This window comes from Flavobacterium sp. YO64 (assembly GCF_004119505.1).
GTDB lineage: Bacteria > Bacteroidota > Bacteroidia > Flavobacteriales > Flavobacteriaceae > Flavobacterium > Flavobacterium oncorhynchi.
Genome location: NZ_NRQV01000006.1, coordinates 96,981 through 123,355 on the forward strand (window position 1 = coordinate 96,981; position 26,375 = coordinate 123,355).

Annotated in this window: 22 protein-coding genes; 6 read left to right on the top strand and 16 right to left on the bottom strand. The window is 34.3% G+C overall.

Annotated elements, in window-relative coordinates:
- Window positions 1–58: 58 nt before the first annotated feature.
- From BOW57_RS06165 to BOW57_RS06200, 8 genes are all read right to left on the bottom strand, one after another.
- Complete coding sequence (locus tag BOW57_RS06165; RefSeq protein ID WP_089053428.1) at window positions 59–757, bottom strand: CoA transferase subunit A; 699 nt, start codon at window positions 755–757, stop codon at window positions 59–61.
- Between the two features lie 168 nt (window positions 758–925).
- Window positions 926–3,232 (bottom strand): penicillin-binding protein 1A, encoded by a 2,307-nt coding sequence (locus BOW57_RS06170; RefSeq protein WP_129053399.1) that lies wholly within the window; start codon window positions 3,230–3,232, stop codon window positions 926–928.
- Window positions 3,233–3,241: 9 nt separating this feature from the next.
- A complete protein-coding gene (locus BOW57_RS06175) occupies window positions 3,242–3,721 on the bottom strand; it encodes a gliding motility lipoprotein GldH (RefSeq protein WP_129022666.1) in 480 nt (159 codons plus the stop codon).
- Window positions 3,705–5,069 carry a regulatory iron-sulfur-containing complex subunit RicT gene (locus BOW57_RS06180; RefSeq protein ID WP_129053400.1) on the bottom strand — a complete coding sequence of 455 codons (1,365 nt, stop codon included), beginning with the start codon at window positions 5,067–5,069 and terminating at the stop codon, window positions 3,705–3,707. The genes BOW57_RS06175 and BOW57_RS06180 overlap by 17 nt, the downstream gene beginning before the upstream one ends.
- A gap of 177 nt (window positions 5,070–5,246) precedes the next feature.
- Window positions 5,247–5,477, bottom strand: a complete 231-nt coding sequence (locus tag BOW57_RS06185) for a ferredoxin (RefSeq protein WP_129053401.1) — start codon at window positions 5,475–5,477, stop codon at window positions 5,247–5,249.
- On the bottom strand, window positions 5,477–6,718 hold the full coding sequence (locus BOW57_RS06190) for a peptidase U32 family protein (RefSeq protein WP_129053402.1): 1,242 nt from the start codon (window positions 6,716–6,718) through the stop codon (window positions 5,477–5,479). The genes BOW57_RS06185 and BOW57_RS06190 overlap by 1 nt, the downstream gene beginning before the upstream one ends.
- A 387-nt stretch (window positions 6,719–7,105) precedes the next feature.
- Entirely contained in the window at window positions 7,106–7,513 is a 408-nt protein-coding gene (tnpA, locus tag BOW57_RS06195) for an IS200/IS605 family transposase (RefSeq protein ID WP_241687398.1), read from the bottom strand.
- 26 nt (window positions 7,514–7,539) lie between these two features.
- Entirely contained in the window at window positions 7,540–8,898 is a 1,359-nt protein-coding gene (locus BOW57_RS06200; RefSeq protein WP_129053403.1) for a rhodanese-related sulfurtransferase, read from the bottom strand.
- Window positions 8,899–9,217: 319 nt separating this feature from the next.
- On the opposite strand from BOW57_RS06200, the gene BOW57_RS06205 reads away from it, so the two are divergent.
- Genes BOW57_RS06205 through BOW57_RS06215 form a run of 3 tightly spaced genes read left to right on the top strand, consistent with a single transcriptional unit; the run spans window position 9,218 to window position 14,915 of the window.
- Window positions 9,218–10,363 (top strand): efflux RND transporter periplasmic adaptor subunit, encoded by a 1,146-nt coding sequence (locus BOW57_RS06205; protein ID WP_129053404.1) that lies wholly within the window; start codon window positions 9,218–9,220, stop codon window positions 10,361–10,363.
- 18 nt (window positions 10,364–10,381) lie between these two features.
- Window positions 10,382–13,555, top strand: coding sequence for an efflux RND transporter permease subunit (locus tag BOW57_RS06210; protein ID WP_129053405.1), 3,174 nt, complete (start codon window positions 10,382–10,384; stop codon window positions 13,553–13,555).
- Complete coding sequence (locus tag BOW57_RS06215) at window positions 13,548–14,915, top strand: efflux transporter outer membrane subunit (RefSeq protein ID WP_129053406.1); 1,368 nt, start codon at window positions 13,548–13,550, stop codon at window positions 14,913–14,915. Before BOW57_RS06210 ends, BOW57_RS06215 begins: the two co-directional genes overlap by 8 nt.
- Window positions 14,916–15,089: 174 nt before the next feature.
- Here BOW57_RS06215 and BOW57_RS06220 read toward each other — a convergent pair whose 3' ends face one another.
- From BOW57_RS06220 to BOW57_RS06250, 7 genes are all read right to left on the bottom strand, one after another.
- Window positions 15,090–15,500, bottom strand: coding sequence for a BrxA/BrxB family bacilliredoxin (locus BOW57_RS06220; protein WP_089053444.1), 411 nt, complete (start codon window positions 15,498–15,500; stop codon window positions 15,090–15,092).
- Window positions 15,501–15,707: 207 nt separating this feature from the next.
- Window positions 15,708–16,505: a tetratricopeptide repeat protein gene (locus tag BOW57_RS06225; RefSeq protein WP_129053407.1), complete on the bottom strand. Its 798-nt coding sequence runs from the start codon at window positions 16,503–16,505 to the stop codon at window positions 15,708–15,710.
- Window positions 16,506–16,508: 3 nt separating this feature from the next.
- Complete coding sequence (locus BOW57_RS06230; protein WP_129053463.1) at window positions 16,509–17,693, bottom strand: lycopene cyclase family protein; 1,185 nt, start codon at window positions 17,691–17,693, stop codon at window positions 16,509–16,511.
- An 18-nt stretch (window positions 17,694–17,711) separates the two neighbouring features.
- Window positions 17,712–18,176, bottom strand: a complete 465-nt coding sequence (locus tag BOW57_RS06235) for a thioredoxin fold domain-containing protein (protein ID WP_129053408.1) — start codon at window positions 18,174–18,176, stop codon at window positions 17,712–17,714.
- A 171-nt stretch (window positions 18,177–18,347) separates the two neighbouring features.
- Window positions 18,348–20,609 carry a TonB-dependent receptor gene (locus tag BOW57_RS06240; RefSeq protein WP_129053409.1) on the bottom strand — a complete coding sequence of 754 codons (2,262 nt, stop codon included), beginning with the start codon at window positions 20,607–20,609 and terminating at the stop codon, window positions 18,348–18,350.
- A 241-nt stretch (window positions 20,610–20,850) separates the two neighbouring features.
- Window positions 20,851–21,756 (bottom strand): NAD(P)/FAD-dependent oxidoreductase, encoded by a 906-nt coding sequence (locus BOW57_RS06245; protein ID WP_129053410.1) that lies wholly within the window; start codon window positions 21,754–21,756, stop codon window positions 20,851–20,853.
- A gap of 12 nt (window positions 21,757–21,768) precedes the next feature.
- Window positions 21,769–22,122 carry a MerC domain-containing protein gene (locus BOW57_RS06250; protein ID WP_129053411.1) on the bottom strand — a complete coding sequence of 118 codons (354 nt, stop codon included), beginning with the start codon at window positions 22,120–22,122 and terminating at the stop codon, window positions 21,769–21,771.
- 94 nt (window positions 22,123–22,216) lie between these two features.
- On the opposite strand from BOW57_RS06250, the gene BOW57_RS06255 reads away from it, so the two are divergent.
- The 3 genes from BOW57_RS06255 to BOW57_RS06265 all read left to right on the top strand — a co-directional run bounded on the left by BOW57_RS06255 (window position 22,217) and on the right by BOW57_RS06265 (window position 25,299).
- Complete coding sequence (locus BOW57_RS06255) at window positions 22,217–22,609, top strand: Fur family transcriptional regulator (RefSeq protein ID WP_129053412.1); 393 nt, start codon at window positions 22,217–22,219, stop codon at window positions 22,607–22,609.
- Between the two features lie 74 nt (window positions 22,610–22,683).
- A complete protein-coding gene (locus BOW57_RS06260; protein WP_129053413.1) occupies window positions 22,684–24,552 on the top strand; it encodes an Nramp family divalent metal transporter in 1,869 nt (622 codons plus the stop codon).
- A gap of 93 nt (window positions 24,553–24,645) precedes the next feature.
- A complete protein-coding gene (locus tag BOW57_RS06265; protein WP_089053453.1) occupies window positions 24,646–25,299 on the top strand; it encodes a metal-dependent transcriptional regulator in 654 nt (217 codons plus the stop codon).
- Window positions 25,300–25,859: 560 nt separating this feature from the next.
- Here BOW57_RS06265 and BOW57_RS06270 read toward each other — a convergent pair.
- Window positions 25,860–26,258, bottom strand: a complete 399-nt coding sequence (locus BOW57_RS06270; protein ID WP_129053414.1) for a hypothetical protein — start codon at window positions 26,256–26,258, stop codon at window positions 25,860–25,862.
- Window positions 26,259–26,375 lie beyond the last annotated feature (117 nt).

Consider the following 26,375-nt stretch of genomic DNA (forward strand, 5'->3'; position numbering starts at 1 on the left):
TTAGATAATGCCAAGCGTTGCACTATCTTAATAATTATCTAATTATCACATTTTCTAATTATCTAATTCTAACAGTGCGCTGCTCGATTCTTTTTTCAAATTTTTCTCCTTGAAAGATACGCTGTACCATAATTCCAGGAATATGAATTTGATTTGGATCTAAAGTTCCAACTGGAACTAATTCTTCAACCTCTGCAATTGTGATTTTCCCTGCACCAGCCATACAAGCATTGAAGTTTCTGGCCGTTCCTTTAAAAATCAAATTTCCAGCTTCGTCACCTTTCCATGCTTTTACAATGGCAAAATCGGCTTTAAAAGCTTGTTCCATAATATGCATTTTACCGTTGAATTCGCGAACTTCTTTTCCTTCGGCAACTTCGGTTCCGTAACCTGCAGGTGTAAAGAAAGCTGGAATTCCAGCTTGTGCCGCACGACAGCGTTCTGCCAAAGTTCCTTGCGGCGTTAATTCAACCTCCAATTCTCCTGAAAGCATCTGACGTTCGAACTCGGCATTTTCTCCCACATAAGATGAGATCATTTTTTTGATTTGTTTTTTTTGCAAAAGCAATCCTAAACCAAAATCATCAACGCCGGCATTATTAGAAATACAAGTTAAATCTGAAATTGTAGTTTCTACTAAAGCCGCAATAGTATTTTCAGGAATACCGCATAGACCAAAACCGCCAAACATAATTGTCATTCCAGTTTTTATTCCATCAATTGCTTCCTGAACATTATTTACTTTTTTTGTTATCATAACAAAGGGTCTTTATTATCGTATATTTTTGATAAAAATAAGATTTTTAGATTAATTTATATCGATTTCGTAAAAAATAAAATCAACCAATCCAAAAAAAATATCCTTTTGCGTTTTTCAAATCTGAAAGCCGCAAAAGGATATTTTATATTTTAAAAAGAGACTAAATTACAATTCGAATTCGTCTGTATTTTGCTCTGTTTGTGTTGTGTCTTTTACAACAGCAGGTCTGCTGTAACAATCTACTTTTATAGAAAGATTTGCTGGACGTTCAAATTCTGATTTAGAAATTTGAAGTCCTGGATCAGCATAGCAAAGTTTCATGAAATAACCCCAAATTGGTAATGCTGCTGTTGCTCCTTGTCCGTAAGTTAAACTTTTAAAACGAGCCGAACGATCTTCACAACCTACCCAAACTCCAGTTACTAAATTCGGAACCATTCCCATAAACCATCCATCTGACTGATTTTGTGTTGTTCCGGTTTTACCTGCAATTGGATTTTTGAACATATACGGATATCCTGTCCATCTATTATCACCACTTCCTCCTCCTTGCGTACGCAAACGAGCACCAGAACCAGTTTCTGTAACCCCTTCTAATAATTTGATTACGGCAAAAGCAATATCTTTATTTAAAACGTCATGAGATTCTGGAATCGGTTCGTAAATAACCTCTCCGCTTTTATTTTCGATACGGCTTAAAAATTGTGGTTTTACATATACTCCTTGATTCGCAAATGTGCTGTACGCAGCCACCATATCTTCAACTGTAATATCAACAGCTCCAAGAGCAATAGACGGTTGTGCAGGAATTTCAGTTTTTACACCTAATTTATGTGTTAATTCAACAACCGCTTCTGGACCAGTTCTATCAATTAATTTTGCCGAAATAGTATTGATCGAGTTCGCTAAGCCTTGTTTTAAAGTAACCATTCCACGGTATCTGTTGTCAGAGTTTCTTGGTTCCCAATCGGCTGTAACATTATGACGACCTTTATGAATCATAAATGGTCCATCTAGAATTGAATCACAAGGAGACATATTTAATTGTTCAATAGCGGTTGCGTAAACAAATGGTTTAAAAGTAGAACCAACTTGTCTCGCTCCTTGCCCAACGTGATCGTATTGGAAATATTTATAATTAATTCCCCCAACCCACGCTTTAATATTTCCTGTTTGCGGCTCCATAGCCATCATACCTGATTGTAAAAAATGCTTGAAATAACGAATAGAATCTAATGGCGTCATTACAGTATCGCGTTCTCCTTTCCAAGTGAATATTCGCATTTTTGTTTTTACTTTGAATGAAGCAATAATATCATCTTCGCTTTTGTCCATTTCTTTCATCTGAGCCCAACGAACAGAATTCTTCATTGCCTGCATCATAATACGATCAGTTTCAGCTTGCGTAATATTTACGAAAGGTGCATTTTTATTGGTTTTCATTTCAATAAAAAATTGCTGCTGCAGATTTTTCATGTGCTCAGAAACTGCTTCTTCGGCATGTGCCTGCATTCTTGAATCGATTGTAGTATATATTTTTAAACCGTCTTTGTAAATATCATAATCTGACCCGTCTGGTTTTTTATTTTCGGCAACCCATTTTTTCATGTAATCACGAAGGTATTCTCTAAAATAAGTAGCTGTTCCTTCACGGTGACTTTCTAGTTTGAATTTTAATGCAATTGGTAAAGCTTGCAATCTCAACTTTTCAGCTTCAGTAATCATTTTTGCTTTTTCCATTTGAGAAAGCACTACGTTACGACGGTTTTTTACTCCTTCTGGATTACGAACTGGATTGTATAATCCTGAGTTTTTGAACATTCCGACTAAAATAGCCGATTCGTCCATAGTTAAATCTTTCGGATCTTTTGAAAAATAAGTTTGCGCAGCAGAACTAACTCCTACTGAATAATTTCCAAAATCATAAACGTTGCAATACATTGCCAAAATTTCGTTTTTGGTATATTGACGTTCCAAACGAATGGCGATAATCCATTCTTTTATTTTTTGTACAATTCTAAAAGGAAGAAATTTAGAACCTTCTCCATGAAATAATTGTTTTGCAAGCTGTTGAGTTAATGTACTTGCTCCTCCATTTGTTCCTAAACTAAATACCGCTCTCAAAGTTCCTCGCCCGTCGATTCCTGAATGTTCGTAAAAACGAGCATCTTCGGTTGCAACCAAAGCTTCAACCAAACTTTTTGGCAAATCTGAATATTTAAGCTGTGATCTATTGGTTTTAAAATACTTACCAATTACAACTCCATCAGAAGAAATAATCTCGGTTGCCAAATTAGAATCTGGATTTTCTAAATCTTCAAATGAAGGCATCGAGCCAAAAAGTCCCCAAGAAGCAAATAAAAAGAAAGCCAGAATACCTAATAAGGAATAAGCAAAGACTCTCCAGAACTTCTTTTTATAATAATTAATATCCTTAACGCTATTTGTTTGATTGTTTTTCTTAGCAGCCATAACTATTTTCTAATCTTTTTGTTCTATTCTAAAACCTACATCTGTAATACCATCTAAAGCTTCAACACCAGGTATTTTTCCTGATTCTCTAACCGCTTGTTTAATATGAACTTTGTAGGTTCCTTTAAACTTTACATCTTCTTTGTAAAAAAGTTTACTTTCTTTAATATCACTAAAACCGTTTCCTAAAAGAGTTCCGTCAGGATTTGCCATTTGATATTCTAAAGTATCCACTTTTGTAAAACCGCTTGGTGTTTCTAAAGCTACAATTAAGAACAGATTATTAAACGGATAATTGTTGTTGTCTCTCAAATTTACAAACAAATTGTATTTTTTGGTAGAATCTAAAACTGGCAGATCAAAAGTTATAATACTGTCTTTGTGCCAGGCACTTCCAACAGATTTATACTCATCGAACACTCTTTTTTTATCGCACGAAAAAAGAAGTATCGCTGCCAAAAAAAGAATTCCGCTATTTTTTATTCTCATTTTTTGTAATAATTATAGGTTTTCTAGGTTCAGCCGTTTTATTTTCATTTGAACTTGGCTTATTCGAATTATTTCCTTTATTCGGATTTTGCTGCTTATTCTGATGATTTGGCTTATTCGGATTATTCCCTTTATTTGGTTTATTCGAATTTCCTCCAGCAGATTTATTATTGGCTTGCTGTGCTTTTTCAGGAGCCGCAACAATCGCATTTTCAGCATTTGGCTTACGCTTGCGATTTGGTTTTTTCTTTCTTTTAGGCTGATCAAATCGAGTTAAACTTTCTTGACCCATTGCATTATTAAAGTCTTTTTCAGGTTCTGAAGTCACTTCAATTGCAAAATCTTCTAATGAAGAAACTTTGTTTTTTTGTTTATTCTCAGCTATAATTTCTTTTACCTGATCAATTTTTAAAACGTGCCAATTTGCAAAATTATTGGTATAAGCAAACCACATTAATCCTTTAAAAATATCTTGTTTCTGGCAGATTGCGTCTCCTTTTTCAGTCACTAATTTAGTGTCGTAATCTGGAAAATCTTTCAATGCATCCATGTACGTATCTAACTCATAGTTTAAACAGCATTTTAGTTTACCGCATTGTCCCGCTAATTTTTGCGGATTCAACGAAAGCTGCTGATAACGCGCTGCCGATGTATTAACACTTCTAAAATCTGTTAACCAAGTTGAACAGCAAAGTTCTCTTCCACAAGATCCAATACCACCCAAACGAGCAGCTTCCTGACGGAAACCAACTTGTTTCATCTCGACTCTTGTGCTAAATTCTTTTGCAAAATCTTTAATCAAAAGTCTAAAATCGACTCTATCATTTGCCGTGTAATAAAAAGTCGCTTTTGATCCATCTCCTTGAAATTCAATATCTGAGATTTTCATCTCCAATTTATGCTGAATTGCCAATTCACGTGCACGAACTTTCATTGGTTCTTCACGATCACGAGCTACAGACCAAATATCAATATCTTTTTGAGATGCTTTTCTATAAATCTTAGGAACTTCGTTACTATCTGGATTTACTCCTTTTTTCTTCATTTGAATTTTTACCAATTCTCCTGTCAAAGTAACAATTCCAATATCATGTCCCGGCGAAGCAACAGTTGCTACAATATCGCCAATACTTAAACTTAATTTTTCTGAATTTCTAAAAAATTCTTTACGTCCGTTCTTAAAACGAACCTCAACACAATCAAAAATCACCTCTCCATTAGACGGGCTCATGTTCGAAAGCCAATCAAAAACCGTCAATTTATTGCAGCTGTCGGTGCCGCAAGTCCCATTATTTTTACAACCCTTTGGTGCGCCGCCATCAGAGGTTGAACAACTTGTACATGCCATAATTATATATGTAGTGCTGCTAAAACACAGCTTAAGTTCATAAACGTTTGATCGGTAAAGATAGTATTTTTTTTATTTTGCTTTTTATCGTTTGAGTTATAAGACGTCTAAAATAAAAAAACCTCTTCTGTTTAACACAAAATAGGTTTTTTTAAGCTTTTTTTAGGCTGAATATATCTATGTCTCTTTAACTGTAATAATTTTAACTGGACAAGCTTTTGCCGCTAATTCACAGCTTTCAACAATAGTATGATTTGGCGTTTTTAATGTAAAAAAGCCTTTTGCATTCACCGAATGAATCAAAACTGATTTTCCGTCTTTTTTTGACATTTGAAAATGTACTGGATCCATTTCGACGCAGTAATTACATCCAATACATTTATCTCTTTGTAAAGTTACGATAACCATTACGCTTCAACAATTTTATATAATTTGTCCGACATTCTGATTCTAAAAGGAAGTTTAAAAGTACAATCGTCCCCTTTTGTTGCTTTTTCGGCTTCGAGATCATTTACAAACATTTCGTCAATAATCATTTCCTGAGCGCCGGTACTTGGTCCGGTTATGAGAATTTTATCACCAATTTTAATATCGTAAGCTTCTATTTTGAATTGTCCTACATTGGCTTTTGGAAAATAGTGTGTTCCTTTTCCAACATACACTTTTTTCTGTGTTGCTGCAGAACCCGGAATAGCACTCCATTCTCCTAATTCCTGACCCAAATAATATCCTGACCAGAAACCGCGATTATAAACGGTTTCTAAAGCCTGCATCCAAACTGTTACTTTTTCTTTAGAGAAAGTTCCGTCATAATAAGCGTCAATAGCTTCACGATAAGTTTTAATAACCGTTGCTACATATTCTGGCGCACGACCACGTCCTTCAATTTTTAAAACCTGAATTCCAGAATCTATAACCTGATCTAAGAAATCGAGCGTGCATAAATCTTTTGGCGACATCATGTATTCGTTATCGAGTTCAATTTCAAAACCAGTTTCCTGATCGATAACGGTATATTTTTTTCGGCAATTTTGTTTGCAGGCACCACGATTTGCAGATGAATTATGTGAATGTAAACTCAAATAACATTTCCCCGAAACTGCCATACACAAAGCACCGTGTCCAAAAATTTCGATTTCGATTAAGTTTCCATTTGGACCTTTTATCTGTTCTTTTTCAATCTGATCCGTAATATTTTTTACTTGACGCAAGCTTAATTCTCGACTCAAAACCATTGTATCAGCAAATAAACTGTAGAATTTTATGGTTTCGATATTCGTTACATTTAACTGTGTTGAAATATGAACTTCGATTCCAATTGATCTTGCCATAGCAATTACCGCTTGATCAGAAGCAATTACCGCCGTAATATTGGCTTCCTTCGCTTTGTTCAATAATGTTTTTACGACAGATAAATCGTGATCGTAAATAATGGTATTTAAAGTAAGATAGCTTCGAACGTTTTTGGCTTCGCAACGATTGGCAATTTCTTTTAAATCGTCAATTGTAAAGTTCACCGTCGAACGTGCACGCATATTAAGCTGTTCAACTCCAAAATATACGGAATCACAACCATTATCTAAAGCAGCCTGAAGTGACTCAAAGTTCCCTGCGGGAGCCATGAGTTCAATTTTGTTGGTAAGTGTCATTTTGATTTATTATTCAAATGACAAAAATAATGCGGGTATAGATTAGATTCCTATGATTTATATCATAGTCTATATTTTAAAAATTATTCGTAGAAGTATTAATAATCGTTGTCGATATCCGTTGTGCCCATGCGGTTGAAACCGCACGCTATGTTTTTCTTTACGTCGTATATTTCAATATAGCCCGTGGTTTCAGCCACGGGGAACGTATTATTTGAAAATTCAATTTTGAAAAATATATAATCGTTACGGATATACGTTGTGTTCCTGCAGTTGAAACCGCAGGCTATGTTTTCTTTCTGTATGTTTTTCAAATATAGCCCGTGGTTTCAACCACGGGAAACGTATTGTTTAGTCAAGTATTCTACTTATCTAATCCATGTAATTTTACAAACTCATCAAATTCATCTTGTCCATTTTTCTTAAGATGATGTTGTTTTGATTTTTAATGTAATTGTAAACAGCCTCTAACTGAGATTCACTGACAGAAAATGCTGCAAAGCCAGTTTGCCAGGCAAATTTTTCAAGGATAAATTCTCCTCTATTCATAAAATGAGAAGAACTTCCTTTTATTTGCTTTACAATGTCTGATATTGTTTTTTGTGGATTTTGTAAAAATAAAACATGCACATGGTCAGGCATTCCATTAATGATCCTAACAGGACATCCAAGTTCACTTAACTCTTGCCAAATGAAATCATAAAGTTGTTTTTCAATTGAAAAACCAATTAATTCCTGACGATTTTTGGTTGCCCAAATTGCATGAATCCATAATTTGGTAAAGGATTGTGACATAAATAAATTAGCATAAAAAATTTATGCTAATTTACAATTTTGTACAATTTATCTGACAATCTAATTCTAAAAGGAACTTCAAAAGTAACTTTATCACCAATTTTAGCCGTTGCAGTTTCTGCTCCATCAACAATCAGCTTTTCTAAAATCATTTCCTGATTACCTGTTGTTGGTCCCGAAATTAAGATTTTATCACCGCGGTTTAACTCTTGGTTTTCAATAGTAAATTGTCCCACTTGTGCTTTTACGTAGTAATGTTCTGCTTTTCCAAGAAGTACTTTTTTTACTTTTACTTTCTGACGAATATCAACTGGTTTTTCTGCAGCACCCAAAGCTGAATTCGGTAATTCTCCTGAATGTTTAAATTTTAGATTTTCAGATTTTCCTTTTCTAAACACTTTGTTTCCAACTTGTTTTCCAGTTCTTAAACGAACTTGATCTACTAAAGGCATATGAATAATCTCTAAACATTCTGTAGAACAACAGTTTTCCATTACGGCTTTGCAATCATCACATTGAATAAACAATAAATGACAGCCGTCATTTTCGCAGTTTGTGTGATTGTCGCAAGGTTTTCCGCATTGGTGGCATTGCGAAATAATGTCATCCGTAATTCTTTCACCAAGACGATTATCAAATACAAAGTTTTTTCCAATGAATTTGCTTTCTAAACCTTCAGCTTCAATTTGTTTAGCATAATTAATAATTCCGCCTTCTAGCTGAAATACGTTTTTAAAACCTTGGTGCTTAAAGTATGCACTTGCTTTTTCACAACGAATTCCTCCAGTACAATACATTACCAGATTTTTATCTTCTTTATGGTTTTGAAGTTGATCGTTGATTATTGGCAGACTTTCTCTAAAAGTCTCAACATCTGGAGTAATGGCATTTTTAAAATGTCCGACTTCACTTTCGTAGTGATTTCTAAAATCAACAACAATCGTGTTTGGATCATCTAAAATCTCGTTGAATTCTTTGGCTTTCAAGTGAACGCCTATATTAGTAACATCAAAAGTATCATCATTTAAACCGTCGGCAACGATTTTATGGCGAACTTTGATAGTTAGTTTTAAAAAGGAATGGTCATCATGTTCTACAGCTTCATTTAAACGAATGCCTTTCATGAAATCATAAACTTCAAGAGTTGCTCTAAAAGCCTCCAAATTTTCTTCAGGAATACTCATTTGAGCATTAATTCCTTCGTTAGCAACGTAAATTCGACCTAAAGCATCAAGTGCGTTCCAGGCTAGAAATAAATCATCGCGAAATTTTTTGGGATCTTCAATTTTTGCATACGCATAGAAAGACAACGTAAGACGTTGTTTACCTGCATCATCGATCATGATGGCTCTTTCTTCTGCGCTCAAAGTGTTGTACAGTTGCATGCTATAAACAGTTTTAAGTTAAGAATATATGTGATTTTTAAAATCTGCTGCAAAAATAAGGTTTATTTTCAGATTAAAAATTCTATTAACATTTTATCTGTTTTTTTTGATTCAAAGAATTGGATCAATTCATACATTTTCTCTTTACTTTTCACCAAAACCTCCGTAATTACTGATTATCAAACGAATACAGTTTTACAAAGTGAGATAAAATGAAATATACTTTTTTCATTTTTTTATTAAAAAAATGTTAACTTAGCTATGGACTTAATTGGTTTTTAGTTAGTTGAATATTAATGCATCTTAATATAAATTAAAAATGAACAAAATTTACCTCTCGGCAATTCTACCCCTTTTCTTTCTTTCAGCCTGCAAAAAAGAAACTCCGCCAGCGCCAAAACCATTAGAAATCTCAATCCTAACAGTTTTGAATCAGGATGTAAAAGTTGAATCTGAATACACTGGACAAACTTACGGGCAATCAGATATTCAAATAAACCCGCGAGTCGATGGCATTATTACAAGCTTAAATTTTAAAGAAGGTGGTTTTGTAACCAAAGGTCAGTTATTGTACAGCATTGATCCGTTACCATATAAAGCAAAAGTTGCCGAAGCCGAAGGAACATTAGCAGAATCGCAAGCACGTTTGGCAAAAACCAAGGCCGACTTAGATATGATTGCTCCTTTAGCTAAAATAAATGCTGTTAGTCAGAGAGAATTAATTTCGGCAAAATCTGCCAATAGTGCTTCTCAGGCTCAAATTAAAGCATCACAAGCTTCTTTAGAAAATTCAAAAATTGAATTGGGTTACTGTCAAATTCTAGCTCCAATTTCTGGCTTAATCGGAATATCTAAAGTAAGAGTGGGCGATTATGTGAGACCTGGAGCTGCATCTGTTTTAAATACAATTTCTGATCTAGGCGATGTAAGAGTTAGATTTACAATGAGCGAACAGGAATTTCTACGTCTTTTTAGAGAATTTAGTAAACCAGACTCTCCTTTAAAAGGATCCGGTGCAGTAGTTTCTCTAACATTATCAGACGGATCAACCTACCCTGAAACAGGTCGAGTTAGTTTTGCCGACAGACAAATCGATCCTTCTACTGGTGCCATAACATTTGAAGCTTCATTTGCAAATCCTGATAAATTATTGCGTCCGGGACAATATGTAAAAATTGGTTTACTTACAGATGTTCGCAAAAATGCAATCGTGATTCCGCAGCGAGCAGTAATAGAAGTACAAGGAATTTATCAAGTGTATGTTCTTGGAAAAGACAATAAAGTCAATATGCAGATTGTAAAACCGGGTCCATCGGTAAAAGATGGATATGTTATTGAAGACGGTTTAAAACCTGGAGATAAAATTGCCATGGGAGGCACTTCATTATTAAAAAACGGAAGTGTTATCACACCAAAAATAGTGCAATGGGAATTAGGTCAGACTGGGGCTGGAGCAGTTAAATAATTTATACAACACAGTATTATGGGAGAATTTTTCGTTCGCAGACCAATCGTTGCTATTGTAATAAGTATTATTATTGTAATACTTGGATTACTGGCACTACAAAAAACGCCTATTTCACAATACCCTGACATCAATCCGCCTGTTGTAAAAATTACCACAAGTTTTACAGGAGCTAATGCATTGAATGTTGAACAAGCTGTTGCTACACCAATTGAACAAAAGGTAAATGGTGTAGAAAATATGTTATACATGAAATCTACCAATACTTCTGATGGAGCTTGTACCATTGAGGTAACTTTTGATGTAGGAACCAATTTAGACAATGCCAATATGCTTACGCAAAACAGGCAGAATCAATCTTCCCCTTTTATGCCTTCAAGTGTAAAGCAACAAGGTGTTGTGGTAAAAAAGTCACTTTCATTCCCAATGATGTTGTTTACAGTAACATCAAACAATCCAAAATACGATGCTAAATTTTTAAATAATTATGCCAGTATTAATATTGTAGACCAGTTAGCCCGTATAAAAGGTGTTGGAGAAGTTTCACTTTTTGGAGGAAGTGATTATTCAATGCGTATTTGGCTAAAAGCAGATGTAATGAGCAAACTAGGCGTAACGGTTGACGATGTAAAAAATGCCTTGAATGCTCAAAACATGATTAGCCCTGGTGGAAAATTTGGTGCCGAACCTGCACCGCCCGGAACTGAATTTACTTATGGTGTTACGCTTCAGGATCGTTTAGTTACTGAAAAACAATTTGGAGAAATTGTTGTTCGAAGTAAAAAAGACGGTGCTCAAGTTTTACTGAGTGACATTTCTAGAATTGAGCTGGGAACTGAAAATTATAGTTCGTCTGCTCGTCGTAACAGCTCTCCAAGCGCGGTAATGGCAGTTTATCAAATGCCGGGAAGTAATGCTCTCGAAGTGGCTAAACTAGCCAAAAGCACCATGAAAGACTTGTCTGAAAAATTCCCAAAAGATATAGAATATCAAGAATCATTAGATACTACTCTTGCCATTACTGCAGGAGTTGATGATATTGTTCATACACTTTTTGAAGCCATTATACTGGTAATTTTGGTGGTTTTTATTTTCCTTCAAAACTGGCGTGCAACATTAATTCCTTTAATTACAGTTCCAGTTTCTTTAATAGGAACGATTGCCGTTTTCCCGTTATTAGGATTCTCTATCAATACACTTTCACTTTTAGGATTAGTATTAGCTATTGGTATTGTAGTCGATGATGCCATTGTTGTTGTAGAAGCCGTAATTCATCATATAGAAAAAGGAAAAAATCCGAGAGAAGCAACAATCCAAGCAATGCGCGAAGTATCTGGACCCGTAATAGCAATTGCCTTAATTTTGATTGCTGTATTTGTACCTGTTGCAATGACTCCAGGAATTACAGGTCGTTTTTACCAGCAGTTTGCCATAACCATTGCCGTCTCTGTGGCATTCTCTGCATTTAGTGCCTTATCTTTAAGTCCCGCTTTATGTGCCATGTTGTTAAAACCAACAAAACCTATCGAAGAACAAACAGGCTGGTTAGCCAAGTTTTTTACTGGATTTAATAGAATTTTCGAAAAAGTAACGGGCAGATATATAAAAGGAGCCACTTTTTTTGCCAAAAAATCAATGCGAATTGTTGTATTACTGGCAGTTATTCTAGCAGCAGTTGTTTTACTAGGTAAAAAAATTCCGTTAGGATTCATTCCTGAAGAAGATCAAGGTTATGTATTAGTCAATATGTCTTTACCTCCGGCATCTTCATTGCAGCGTACAGATGAAGTGTCTAGAAAAGTCGACAGCTTTTTAAAAGAAGAAAAATCAATACTGTCTTATACTACCATAAACGGGTTTAGTATGCTTACGAATTCTTACCAGCCTAATAGTGCATTTGTTTTCATTTCATTAAAACCATGGGAAGAAAGAGAAGAAACCTCTAAACAATTTGTTGACAGAATAAACAAAAAATTCGCAACTCAAATAACGACTGCTTCTGTATTTGGATTTGGTCCTCCTGCAATTCAAGGTCTTGGTGCGTCTGCCGGTTTTAGTTTAATGCTGCAGGACAAAGGCGGTAATACGCCACAATATTTAGCAGAACAAACCCAGGCTTTTATAGCGGCAGCTCAGCAGCGTCCTGAAATAAAACGTATTTACACCACCTTTAATGCAGGTTCTCCGCAAATTAAACTTGATATTGATAATGACAAAGCCATGAAACTGGGAGTACCCGTCTCGAAAGTTACAGAAGCTTTGGGAGCCTTTTTAGGAGGAAGTTATGTAAATGACTTTAACCGTTTTGGGCGTCAATATAAAGTTTTCATACAAGGTGAAGCCGTTAATAGAGTAAAACCTGAAGATTTAAATTTAATTTATATCAAAAATAATGATGGCGATATGCTTCCAATATCCACACTAGTTACAGCAACAAAAGTTATGGGCCCCGATTTCACCAATCGTCTAAATCTATTTAGATCTGCCGAAATTGGAGGAAGCCCTAGTGATGGTTACAGTAGTGCCCAAGCCTTAGCGGCTCTTGAAGAGGTTGCTAAACAAACCCTGCCTTCAGATATGGGCTTTGATTATATCAACCTTTCCTATCAAGAAAAACATTCGCCCGGCGGAGGTTCAGTATTTATAATGGCATTAGTCTTTGTATTTCTAATTCTAGCCGCACAATACGAAAGTTGGAAACTGCCTTTTAGTGTTTTACTTGGCGCCCCTTTTGCCGTTTTTGGTGCATTTTTAGGGCTGCTTTTAGCGAGAATTGGAAGTGATGCATATGTAAACAACGTTTTTGCTCAAATTGGATTAGTATTACTTATTGGATTAGTCGCCAAAAATGCCATTCTTATTGTCGAGTTTGCCAAAGAAGAATATGAAAAAGGAAAACCGCTTTATGAATCAGCAATGGTAGCGGCAAAACTTCGTTTTCGACCAATTTTAATGACAGCCTTTGCTTTTATTCTTGGAGTTGTTCCGCTGTTAACTGCGACAGGTGCGGGTTCTCAAGCTCGTATTGTAATGGGAATGGCAGTATTCAGCGGTATGTTAATCGCCACCGTTTTAGGTGTATTAATTGTTCCGGGCTTATTTGTAATGATTGAAAACATCGGTAAAAAGAAAGATGACGAGATCGTAACAACTGAAAATAATATGGACTCAAAAACTACAGACCATGATTAAGAAATACAAAATAATCGTAGTTATATTTATACTTTCACTATTACCGGTGGGCTGTATGGTGGGACCAAAATATACTAAACCAGAACAGCTAAAGTCAGATTCTTATAAAAATGAAAGAAATTTAGACACTTTAGCTTCGGTAACCAACTTAAAATGGTTTGATCTATTTAATGATGATGTTTTAAAAGATCTGATTACAAAAGGGTTGCAAAATAATTATGATCTAAAAATTGCAGTCGCTAGAATTGATCAGCTTAGAGCAGAATTAGGTTATTCTAAAACAAATTTATTGCCTTCATTTCAATATGGAGCAACCATAAACAGCAACGAGAAAAACTTAACACCATCAAATGTCGGCGCCAGTATGTCTTGGGAAATTGATTTTTGGGGAAGATATCGTCATGAGAATAATGCTGTACAAAACGAACTTCTTGCCACAGAAGAAGCTCGAAAAGTTGTTCTGTCTGATATCGTAAGTAATATCGCTACAGCTTATTTTCAGATGCGAAACTTTGACGATCAATTGGAAATTGCAAAACATACTCTTTCTACTAGAGAAAAGTACTATGAAATTATAAGCAAAAGATTTGAAAGTGGTTATATCTCTGAGGTTGATAAAGTGCAAATTGAACAACAAGTTGCCATAGCACAAGCTGCTATTCCGAATATTAAAAGACAAATTACCTATCAGGAAAATATAATTTCTCTTCTTACGGGGCAGCTTCCAACAGAAATTCCGCGAGGAAAATCTAATACAGAACTTCGAGTTGTAAATGAAATACCATTATCAATTCCTTCTTCTTTGTTAGAAAACAGACCAGATGTAAAAGCGGCAGAATTAAAGTACAAAGCTTCAAATGAAAGAATTGGAACTGCTCAGGCCATGCGCTTTCCTTCTCTAAACCTTGCCGCGATTGCAGGATTTGCAAGTGCCGATTTAAGCAATTTATTTTTAGGAAGTTCCTACGCTCAGAATGCATCAGCTGGAATTGCGGGTCCAATATTTGCTTTTGGAAAAAACAAACGAAGAGTCGAAATATACAGACAACAGGCCGAAGAACTCAAATTTTCCTATCAAAAAACCTATATTTCTGCCGTTACCGAAGTAGAACAATCTATTCAAAACATTAAAACCTACAAAGAAGAGTGGGAAGCCCGTAACAGACAGGTTAAAGCAGCTTTAATAAACTTCAACCTTTCTCGCGAAAGATACGATAGCGGCTACGTTTCTTACTTAGAAGTTTTAGATGTCGAAACCAACCTGTTTAATGCTCAATTAAGCTTAGCTCAATTATCTGAAAGACAATTAAGTTCAATGGTGGAGTTGTATAAAGCACTTGGCGGGGGATGGAGCTTATAGAGGTTCTGAGTTACTAAGATTCTAAGGTACTAAGTTTTTTTTAAAACGGTATAAAACAACAAAAGCACTATATTTCTATAGTGCTTTTGTTGTTAATCTTTGTACCTATTTATCTTTGTCACTTTGAGCCTAAAATCTTAGAACCTCAGCAACTCAGAACCTTAGCCCCTTAAATTAGCAAAACTCATTAAACGCATCTTGCAAATTCTCAGCGATCATTTCAGCTGGACGACCTTCAATGTGGTGACGCTCTAACATGTGAACCAATTCTCCGTTTTTGAACAAAGCCATAGATGGCGATGATGGAGGAAATGGGAACATATGTTGTCTTGCAGCATCAACAGCTTCTTTGTCTACACCAGCAAAAACTGTAATAAGATGATCTGGTTTTTTAGCGCCTTCTAAACTCATTTTTGCTCCCGGACGTGCATTTCTTGCAGCACAACCACAAACAGAGTTTACAACAACTAAAGTGGTACCTTCAGCTTTGATAGCATTATCTACAGCCTCAGCACTATGTAAATCTTGAAAACCTGCAGCAGTTAATTCAGCTTGCATTGGTTTTACCATTTCTTCTGGATACATATTTCTTCTTTTTAAATTTTACTTTTGAACTGCAAAGTTACAAAGTTTACTCGCAACTACTTAATTTGAAGTATAAAGTTTTGTTATAGTTCGATCGATTTAGTCAAAAGTTGTAAAGTCATAAAGTCGAAAATCAAAACCAAATTGAAAAACAACCCCTTTTTTTAAAATAAAACTCATAATAAACTTGATTACAATGACATAATCTTATTTACTGAATTTCTTTTGGTACGGATAAGTTTCGTAAATAGTATTGTCTTCGTTAATCGAAAATCCTTTTGCCGCATCCTCTCTAGCAATTCCTACCAAAGCCACAACTTCTTCTCTTGGTTTACCTTGTTTCAGCCAGCAAATTGCTTTGTAATATTTAGCATCTGAGAATTCAGGATAGATTTTTAGAGCTTTGTCAAAAATAGCAATTGCTTCATCCCATTTTTTAAGTTCATACTTTGCAATTCCCTGATAAAAATAAGCCGTAGCATGTTCTAGTTGTTGTCTGTTTTTATAAATATCATTTACATAATCATCAAAAAGCTTTTCTGCTTTACTGTATTCGTTCAACTGAAGATAACAAATTCCCATGTAAAAACTAAAAGAATGATCCATGACATAACTGTTTCCATAAAGTTTTATACATTCTTCAAAATCTTTAATAGCTTCTTTGTAAGTATGTGCAAAAATGCATTTAATAAAAGCCCTGTAAGGCAGCCAACGCTCTTTATTGTAAAAAACAGCCTTATCTAAATACTGCATTCCAGCTTCGTACTTTTTACACTTAAAATACGGCATTGCTTTTTGCTGCCAGAGATAGGCAACAGTACTGTCTTTTTTTAATCCTTGATCAAGACAATCCTGCCATTCAGCCATTTCGAAAACATAATTGTGTTTTTCGGCGCAATTGGTTAAAAACTCTTCCACAATAGCATCATGCGCTTTATTTGTAGAAACTTGTCCGAAGGATAAAAGGGTAAAAAAGAAAGAAATTCCTAAAATAATATTTTTCAAAGGTTATTGGTTTTGGTTAATTCTATTTGAGAGAAAAATCACCCTAAATAACGCTTTAATAAATGGAATTTTTGGACACTTTAAAATAACTTTAACATCTTCAAAAAAACTAGTTTCTTCGTCTAAGAACTTAAAAATCAATCGACTATTTCCATTTCTAAATAAAGAAGAAAAAATAGAACTTCCTAATTCATTATGACGATACAAAATATCTAAAAGCAATAAATCATAAAACCAAAATCGGCTTCTCTTGTGAAAATCTTTCATTTTAAAATTCTCATTTTGAAGAAAATCAACTAATTCTGAAGATTTTTTATCCGAATTTTTAAAGGTATAACCTGTGCTTGCTTTTGTCCATCCGCCGGCAGTTCCAATGTTTAAAACCCTTTTAGTGTTTTTATTCCAAAAAGGATAACAAGTCATCGGGATACTTCCCTGCTCTTTTTCCTGAATTTCATATTTCTGAATTCCGAGTTTTTCCAAATAAACTTGAATTTCACTTTCGTATTCTTCTGTTGAAAGTCTTTTTTCTGAAAACAAAGTATATTCTACCAAAGCTTCAGTTGTAGAAGCAGGTAAAACATACATAAATCGAGTATTTCCTTTTTGTTCTACCGAAAAATCCATAAAAGTGACTTTTTCAGAATTAAAAATTTCCTTCTCAGTTTTCACAAACCAACCCACAAAATGCTGTTGTAAAACTGGATATTTATTTTGACTTTCGGCGAAAGCCTTTGTATAAATACTGTTGAATAAGTAATTTCCCGTGTAACGATTTTCTTCTGTACCCACAAAAACATGGGTTTCAAGTTCGTTTATATCGGTAACTTTCTCATTCGAAAAAGTAACATTTGGCTGATTTAAAATCCTTTCAAAAACGAAATCATAAAAATCTAATCCATTGATTTTATTGTACGTATAAGGGCTAAGATCTAAATCACGTTTAAAATCTTGATTGGCAAACAAAGCCAAATCCCACTGTTTTGAAATAACAGGATTCCAAATTGAATCTTCTTTTTCCCAAAAACACCAAGTTCTGTCATTTCTTTTCTTTGAATCTTGATCTAGCAGCAAAATAGATTTCTCTGAAAATTTTTCAGTTAGAATCATTTTGTAAACTGTCATTAAAGCAGCCAGCCCAGTTCCCGTAAAAATGTAATCGAAGTGTTTGATTTGAGAAGAATCCATTCTCAAAAATAAGAAATTTTATTCTTTCAATTTTTTTAAAAGAAGTTTAAAATCTTTTGGACTTAAATAGTTGTTGTATTGAAGAATGATTTCATAATTCTCATTCAAAACACACAAAACCGGATATACAATTTGATTGTTAATCGTTCCAAGCTGCAAAGCCAGTTCATGAACGCCAACATTATTTCCTGAAGGTTTGTATTTAAATATCTGATTGTTAAAAGCAATATTGCGGTTTTCTTCGGCATTAAAATCAATGAAATAGAAATTTGAATTCAATGCTTCAATGATTTCTTTATTCTTGAAAGTTGTTGCTTTCATTCTTTGGCAAAACTGACACCAATCGGCATGAATAAAGACAATGATTTTTCGTTTTTGAATTTGCTGCAAACTATCCACTTCTTCAAAAGAATTATTTTTCAGCTGACAAAAACCTGTTGCCGAAATTCCGAGAAAGAAAATTAACATAAATAGCTTTTTCATTGTTTTGTTTTTTTGCCACTGATTACACAGATTAAAAGGATTTTTTCTGATTGTCACCCTGAGCGAAGTCGAAGGGGTTGTCAATTGGAGCGGGGCTTCGACTTCGCTCAGCCTGACAATTGCTAATCAATCATATTAACAAAAAATCATTTTAATCCGCGGCTTATAAATTTATCTCAAAGTATATCGTAATCCTATAAAACCGCGAATAGTTTGATTTTGTCCGTAAACATAAGTCGTATCAAAAGTTAAACCGTATGGATTATCAGGCGTAACCAATATTTTTCCAGCCGAATCATATTGAACATTTTTATCGAAAGGATCGTTTGCTCTCGAAATCAAAAATGGGTTATTCTGCATTGGAGTAAAATTAAGCAGATTTTTTACGCCGCCATAAAGTTCAAAATTTTTCCATCCTGTATACGTAAACTGAATATTTTGAATGCTGTACCAAGGCGAGTTTGGATTTCTTGGATCATATTCGTTCAACAAAGGCAGTTTCATTGGGCTGTAAACATTCCCTGTATAATCTAATAACAAATTCCAAGGTTCAATCTTATACGAAATACTCCAAGTTCCCGTAAAGTTTTCTGTTAAAAATGGTCGTGCAGCAACTCCATCTTCAACATTTTTATTATCCAAAAAAGTCGCGCCGAGAATAAATTTCAATCCATTGGTAAAATTTACATCAACATTAGTGCTGATTCCTTGACTTAAAGCATATCCATCAATATTATCATAAATAATTTTGTTAGGATCAGTCTCGTAATCTGAAATTATTTTATTGCTGAATCGTGTATAAAAAGCAGTCGTTTCAATACCCATGAATGTTCCATTTCCGAAATTAATCTTCTGAATATAATTCAAATTAACATTTACAGATTTTTCTGGTTTCAAATCATTCTGAATTACAACATCTCGAGAACCTGTAAGCGCTGCATGATCTTCAGTAAATAAATTCACAACTCTAAATCCTGTTCCAGCATTCAATCTAAAAATAGTATTTTCATTTGCTTTTAGGCGATAAGCAAATCTTGGCGTAAAAATCGAACCATGAATGGAGTTATAATCATAGCGCGCTCCTAACAAAACTTGGCTTTTTGACGAAACTGTAATTTCATCTTGAACAAAAATTCCTGGCAGCCAAGTACTTTCAGCTTCTTTTGTTGCCGTTGTGTTATCATCATAATAAGAATATCGAGTGGCAATTCCAGCAAGGAAATCATTTCTTCCTATTTTTTTATCCCAAGTCAATTGCAGAAAACCAATTTTTTGATTTGCTATATATGAGGTTGTTCCGTAGCGGCTGTTCTGATAATGCACATTTCCAGAGAAAGAAAGCATTAATTTTTCTTCAAATGGTAATTGATAACTTCCTATCAGCTCTCCTCTTTTTGTATAAATACTTTCGCCGTAAATTTCATCGCCGCCTCGATATTTTTTCTCCCATCTAACATCGCCGCCCCAGCGATCTTCATACATTCCGCGTGCTGCAATGGTAAACAAACGATTATTATTTCGACGAAAACTCCATTTGTTAAAAACCGAAATACGATCAGAAAGCGTTACATCTGTAAAATTATCTTTGTCTTTATCGATAACTTGATTATAATTGAAGTAATTAATTCCTAAAAGCGAAGTTGCTTTTTTTCCAACATTAAATTTCATTCCCAAATCAAGATTATTCTCAAGATAGGTTGTGGTAAAATAATCTGCTGAAAACATAGGTGCATTTGTTGGATTTTTAGTGATAATATTGATTAATCCGCCAACCGCCTCACTTCCGTAGAGAGAAGAAGCGGGACCTTTTACAATTTCAATTCGCTCAACCAATGAATTTGGTATTCCTGACAAACCGTACACTGTCGAAAGACTGCTTACAATTGGCATTCCATCAATCAAAACCAAAGTATAAGGTCCTTCCAAGCCGTTTATATGAATATCGCCCGTATTGCAAACGCCGCAATTAAGCTGAGGACGAACACCATTTACATTTTGCAGTGCATCGTAAATACTTGGTGTTGGGTTTTTCTTGAAGAAAACGGGCGAATAAACCTCAACCGGAACGGCGCTTTCTAATCGCTTTACGGCTTTTAAAGTCCCAGAAACCACAACTTCATTAAGCTGATTCTCATTATCGGTCAATTCAAAATCATAAGATTGAATAGAATCTTTAGTTACTTCTATTTTCTTTTTAAAAGTCTGAAATCCCATTTGAGAAACCTGAATGGTGTAATTCCCAAAAGCAACATTCTCAAAAGCATAAAACCCTAAACTGTCCGTAACCGTTTTTTGCTTTGAACCTAATAAATGAACATTTGCGGCTTGTATTTTCCTTCCTTCTCCAGATATAAAACCCGATACTTTTGTAGTTTCTTGTGCAAAAGAAAAGTGTAAATTAAATAATATCAATATCCAAATTGAATTTTTCATCGTGGTAAAATTAAATTTAGACAAAACTAAAAATTAAATTTGACAAACAACAACTTTAAGTTTGTAATTTTTCAACTAAAAACATATCAATATGTTATATTTATATATTTAGCCCATTAAAGACAAAAAACGCAAAGTTATTTTTTATTGCATGCTCTTAATTAAATCTCGCAAAGCCGCGAAGACACCAATTTTTTTTTATAAAACTTAATGGCTTTGCGAAAGATTTTCGACACATCAATTAAAAATCCTCATCAATAAGTTCCTTATTAATCACAACACCGGCAAACGATCCTGTAGAAACTGCTATTGCAACAGATCGCATTTGAGTCGTGCAATCTCCACTTGCATAAATACCGGCAATATTTGTTTTTTGCATTGCATCTACTTTTAGGAAACCTTGTTCGCTTAAATCACAGCCTAATACTTCTGGCAAAGTGCAGTGTTGTTTAAAAGGCGGTTTCATATAAACAGCCTTTACAGCCGTTTTTTCACCGTTTTTGAAGATAATATACTCCACATATCCATTTGTATGCTCAAAAGCTTCAATTTCATCCTCAAATAGAGTAATTCCATGTTTTTTTAAAACCTCAACTTGGTCTAAAGTCAAAGTCGATTTTCCGTTCGTACATAATCTAAGATCTTTCGTCCAATTTGAAATCAGCTTTGAATATTCAAAAGCCATTTCACCATTAGCAATAATGGCCGTTCTTTCGTTCTTAACTTCATAACCATGACAATACGGACAATGTAAAACTGAAATTCCCCAACAATCTGCAAAACCTTTAATTTCAGGAAGCAAATCTTTAACACCAGTAGCAAACAAGACTTTTCTAGCGCTGAAAACTTCACCAGATTCTGTTGAAATTTCAAATCCGTTTTCTCTCTTAACCGCTTCTACCGCAAGTCCATTATAAAAATGAATCGTTTTATAAAGATCAACCTGCAATTTGGCTTTCGCCGAAATAACAGCTGGTTTTTCGCCGTCCTGCGTAATAAAATTATGAGAATATGGCGTTTGTCTATTACAAGGCAAACCACTGTCGATGACCAAAACCTGGCGCAGAGCGCGCCCCAAACTCATTGCCGCTGACAAACCGCTATAACTGCCGCCAACGATAATCACATCAAAATTTTTCTGTTTCATAACACTGCTTTTTTAATGATTTTGTTTTTTGTGTAATTTGTAATTGATCAAATGCCCAATAATCATTCCGATGCCTCCCCAATAAATTAAATCTGAATGTATGTCTAACACCAACTCACTTAAAATGCTTATCCAGATCAACATCATTGAAACAACTAGAATTGTTGAGACTAAAAGAGCAGATTTTTTAATAATTTTGAAGATGGCAAATAAACCTATTGAAGCAAATAATAAATCGATAATTGGATTGTGACTTAAGCCTAAAGGCAAAATGGTTAAAAGCGGAAAAACTAAACAATGAACCAGGCAAATAGTCGCACTTGAAATTCCTAAAATATCGTAAAAGGATGTTGTTGTTTTCTTCATTTCTTGTATTTTTGCTTAATGCAATTTTGTTGCAAATATACACATTAAAATCAATTGCAACATTGTTGCGTTAATTTTTTAATTTATAAACAGAATGAAAACCACGCGCAATACTACAGCAAAGACGGCCGTTTTAGAGATTTTTGAGAAATCTAAAACAGCTCTGTCTCATACCGAAATTCAAAAACAATTGAACGAGATATGCGATCGTGTCACTACTTATCGAATTTTAGATCGTTTAGTTAACGATGATATTATTCATAAAATTTCAAATCTAGACGGTACCGTAAAATATGCAAAATGCAATCATTCGCATCAGCGTGTGCACATACATAATCATGCCCATTTTAGCTGCGAAAACTGTCATGAAATTACCTGTCTCGAAAATGTAAAGCCAAGTTATATTATGCCGCACAATTATAAAGTAAACGAGATAAATTTTACATTATCAGGTTTATGTCCAAATTGTTTGAATCCTAACATCTAATATTTAGACTCGCCTAAAAATATTGTTCTACGAATATAATTTATACCTATATTTGTTAAAACAATACTTTTAAAATGACCAAATCTTTAGAAGAGGTAAACCAATCGGTTGCTACAGAGCATAAAAAAACAGGTTTTAGAAAAATATTAGCCTTTTTAGGCCCCGCATATCTAGTAAGTGTTGGATATATGGATCCTGGAAACTGGGCAACAGATATCGCCGGCGGAAGTCAATTTGGTTACACTTTAGTCTGGGTTTTATTAATGAGTAACTTAATGGCTTTGCTACTGCAAAGCTTAAGTGCGCGTTTGGGAATTGTAACGCAGCGCGATCTTGCGCAGGCTTCAAGAGAAACCTATTCAAAATTCATTAACTACATTTTATATTTTCTGGCAGAAATTGCCATTGCCGCCTGTGATCTTGCGGAAGTTCTTGGAATGGCGATTGGAATTAATCTATTATTTGGAATTCCGCTGTTTGAAGGCGTTTTAATAACTGTTTTAGATACTTTTCTTCTATTATTCTTAATTAATAAAGGTATTCGAAAAATGGAAGCTTTTATAATTGTTTTGGTCGCAATTATTGGTCTTTCTTTCATTTTTGAAATGATTTTTGCACAACCTGAAGTTCCAAAAATCCTTGCAGGTCTTATTCCTTCAATACCAAATTCGGCAGCTTTATACATCGCGATCGGAATTATTGGAGCGACTGTAATGCCGCACAATTTATATTTGCACTCTTCTTTAGTACAAACTAGAAAATTTGACCGTAGTCCGGCGGGCATAAAACAAGCTTTAAAATACAATTTGATCGATTCTACGATTGCCTTAAATTTAGCTTTCTTCGTAAACGCCGCAATTTTAATTCTCGCCGCTGCAACTTTTCATAAAAACGGAATGTTTGAGGTTGCCGAAATTCAAGATGCGCATCAATTTCTAGAACCGTTATTAGGAACTAAATGGGCTCCAATTTTATTTGCTGTTGCACTTATTGCTGCAGGACAAAGCTCTACGGTAACGGGAACTCTTGCCGGACAAATTGTAATGGAAGGTTATTTGCATTTGCGCATTCAGCCTTGGGTTCGTCGTATTTTAACCCGCTTAATTGCCATTGTTCCTGCATTAATTGTTATTTCTATTTATGGAGAAAGCGTCACTGGAAAATTGTTAATCTTAAGTCAGGTAATTTTAAGTCTTCAGCTTGGCTTTGCCATTATTCCTTTAATTCATTTTGTGAGTGATAAATCTAAAATGAATGGTTTTCATATCTCCAAAACTACTCAAGCCGTTTCTTGGATCATCGCCGCGATCATCGTTTCATTAAATGCAAAATTGGTTTATGACGAAATAACTTCTTGGCTTGCAAATTCAGAGCATCCTACAATAATATGGTTTACTGTTGTGCCGCTTGCTTTTGGTTTTCTGGCTTTGCTGCTATATATTATCGTAAAACCATTTATTGCAAGAGCGAAATCAAATATTGAGAATCATTCTCCTCACCATCTTAAATTACAATATGTTCAAAAAGAAATCTACAATAAGAAAAACATAGCCATTTCTGTAGATTTTTCTAAAGCTGATGAAGCTGCACTTAACAATGCGTTTGAACTAGGCGGAATTAATGCACAATACACTTTAATTCATATTGTTGAAACGGTAGGCGCGCTAATGTACGGAGGAAATATCGCTGATCACGAAACTACTATAGACGGAAAATTATTGTTGGAATATAAAGATATGCTTTCACAGAAAGGGTTTAAAATCGAAACTGAACTTGGTTTTGGAAAACCTAACACTGTGATTCCAAATATTATTAATCAAGGAAATTTTGATGTTTTAGTTATGGGAACTCACGGCCACACTGGATTAAAAGATATTCTTTTTGGCACCACAGTAGACAAACTCAGACATAAAATTTCGATACCTTTGTTGATTGTTAAATGAAATAGGTTCAAAGATCCAAAGTAACGAAGTGACAAAGATTTTATTCTTTGCTCCTTTGCTTCTTTGTCACTTTGTTCCTCAAAAAGAAAAAAAATGACTTTTTCAGAAGAAAATTATCTTAAATCTATATATCATCTTACAGCTTCATTAGAAACTGAGGTGAGCACGAATGCAATTGCCGAAATGATGGAAACTAAAGCTTCATCTGTTACTGACATGCTTAAAAAGTTAGCCGAGAAAGATTTGGTTAATTATAAAAAATATCAAGGCGTTTCGTTAACTGAAAATGGAAAACTGGCAGCAAAAATGATTGTTAGAAAGCATCGTTTATGGGAAGTTTTTCTTGTTGAAAAACTAAATTTCAGCTGGGATGAGGTTCATGATATTGCAGAACAATTAGAACACATAAAATCAGAACAATTAATAAATCGTTTGGATGATTTTCTTGGAAATCCGACTGAAGATCCGCACGGAGATCCCATTCCAGATGCAAATGGTAGAATTATTAAGATAGAGAAACAATTGCTTTCTGAATTATCTGAAAATCAAACTGGCGTTTGTGTAGGTGTAAAAGATACTTCATCAGAATTCCTAAAATATTTAGACAAACAAGGAATTGCTTTGGGTTCTAAAATCGAATTCCTTTCTAAAGAATCTTTTGATTTATCTGTAAAAATAAAAGTTGACAACAAGGAATTGTCGATTTCGAATAAAATCGCTTCTAATTTGTTTGTAAAATTAGTATAGCTGTTTTTATTGATTAGAAATCTAAATTTGTAAACCGCATTTCTAAACTGCGGATTAAATTATTAGCTCTTTCTAAACTAAAAAGATTTATTGCAATGTGTTTTTTCTTGTTGGAATTTGTAACAATATAAAGCATGGAATGGTTAATTTTATAGCCCTTAATTTCATCGTACGCTAATCTTCGGGTACTAAATATGTTTCTTGAAACAATAGAATCATTTGTAAAAATGACTCTTCGTATAAAGACATTAATTAATAAAATTAGGGCCGAAACGATAACCACAAAAGCTAGTAACATCACTAGAACATTCAAATAAATTGAGGAACAACAGAAACTATACATTTCCGAAATACGCGAGTTGGGAGGTAAAGTAACAAAAGGAACTATAAGTAAGCTGCCAAACATCAATATTAGCACTATTGAAAAAAAGAAAATAAAAGCTCTCAACCGACCTGACACTCTATATACATTCATGTGCAATTATTTTTAATCTAGAAAACTACAACTAAAATAATTCATTTTTCTTACGAATCAGAAAAAGACACTAACTTTAACTGTTTCAAACAATTCCCTTTTCAATCATCTCCAACATTACTGGTGAAGCATTTTTAAATGTCGGCTGTTGTTCAATAATACTTCCAGCATTCTTTTTGTTTACTTTAAACGTTAAATCGTTGTCTGTTGTAAATAACAATGCTGTCAAAAAAGGATTTTTAATATAGGTTCCTAACACCAATAAAGCCTCGTCTAAGGTGTGAATACTTTCGACTTCTTCCGTTTTATAACGCGTTGTTAATGAAATCGAGAAAGTATTATCTTCATTTAAAACCAAACGAAAGTAGATATTTTTAATTTCAGTATCTCCCATTGTTTTGGCTAAAGTCAGTTTAGCAAAAGTCCCGTTTTGAATGCTTTCTTTAACGCGTTCGCAAAAAAGAGCAAATATTGGTTCGTACATTTTTTTTAGGTTCTAAGGTTCTGAGATGCTAAGGTTCTAAGTTTTTAAAACCTTTGTCTGTTATTATTTAACCACAAAGTTCGCAATTTTGATAACTATCTGAATTATGAGCTTTGC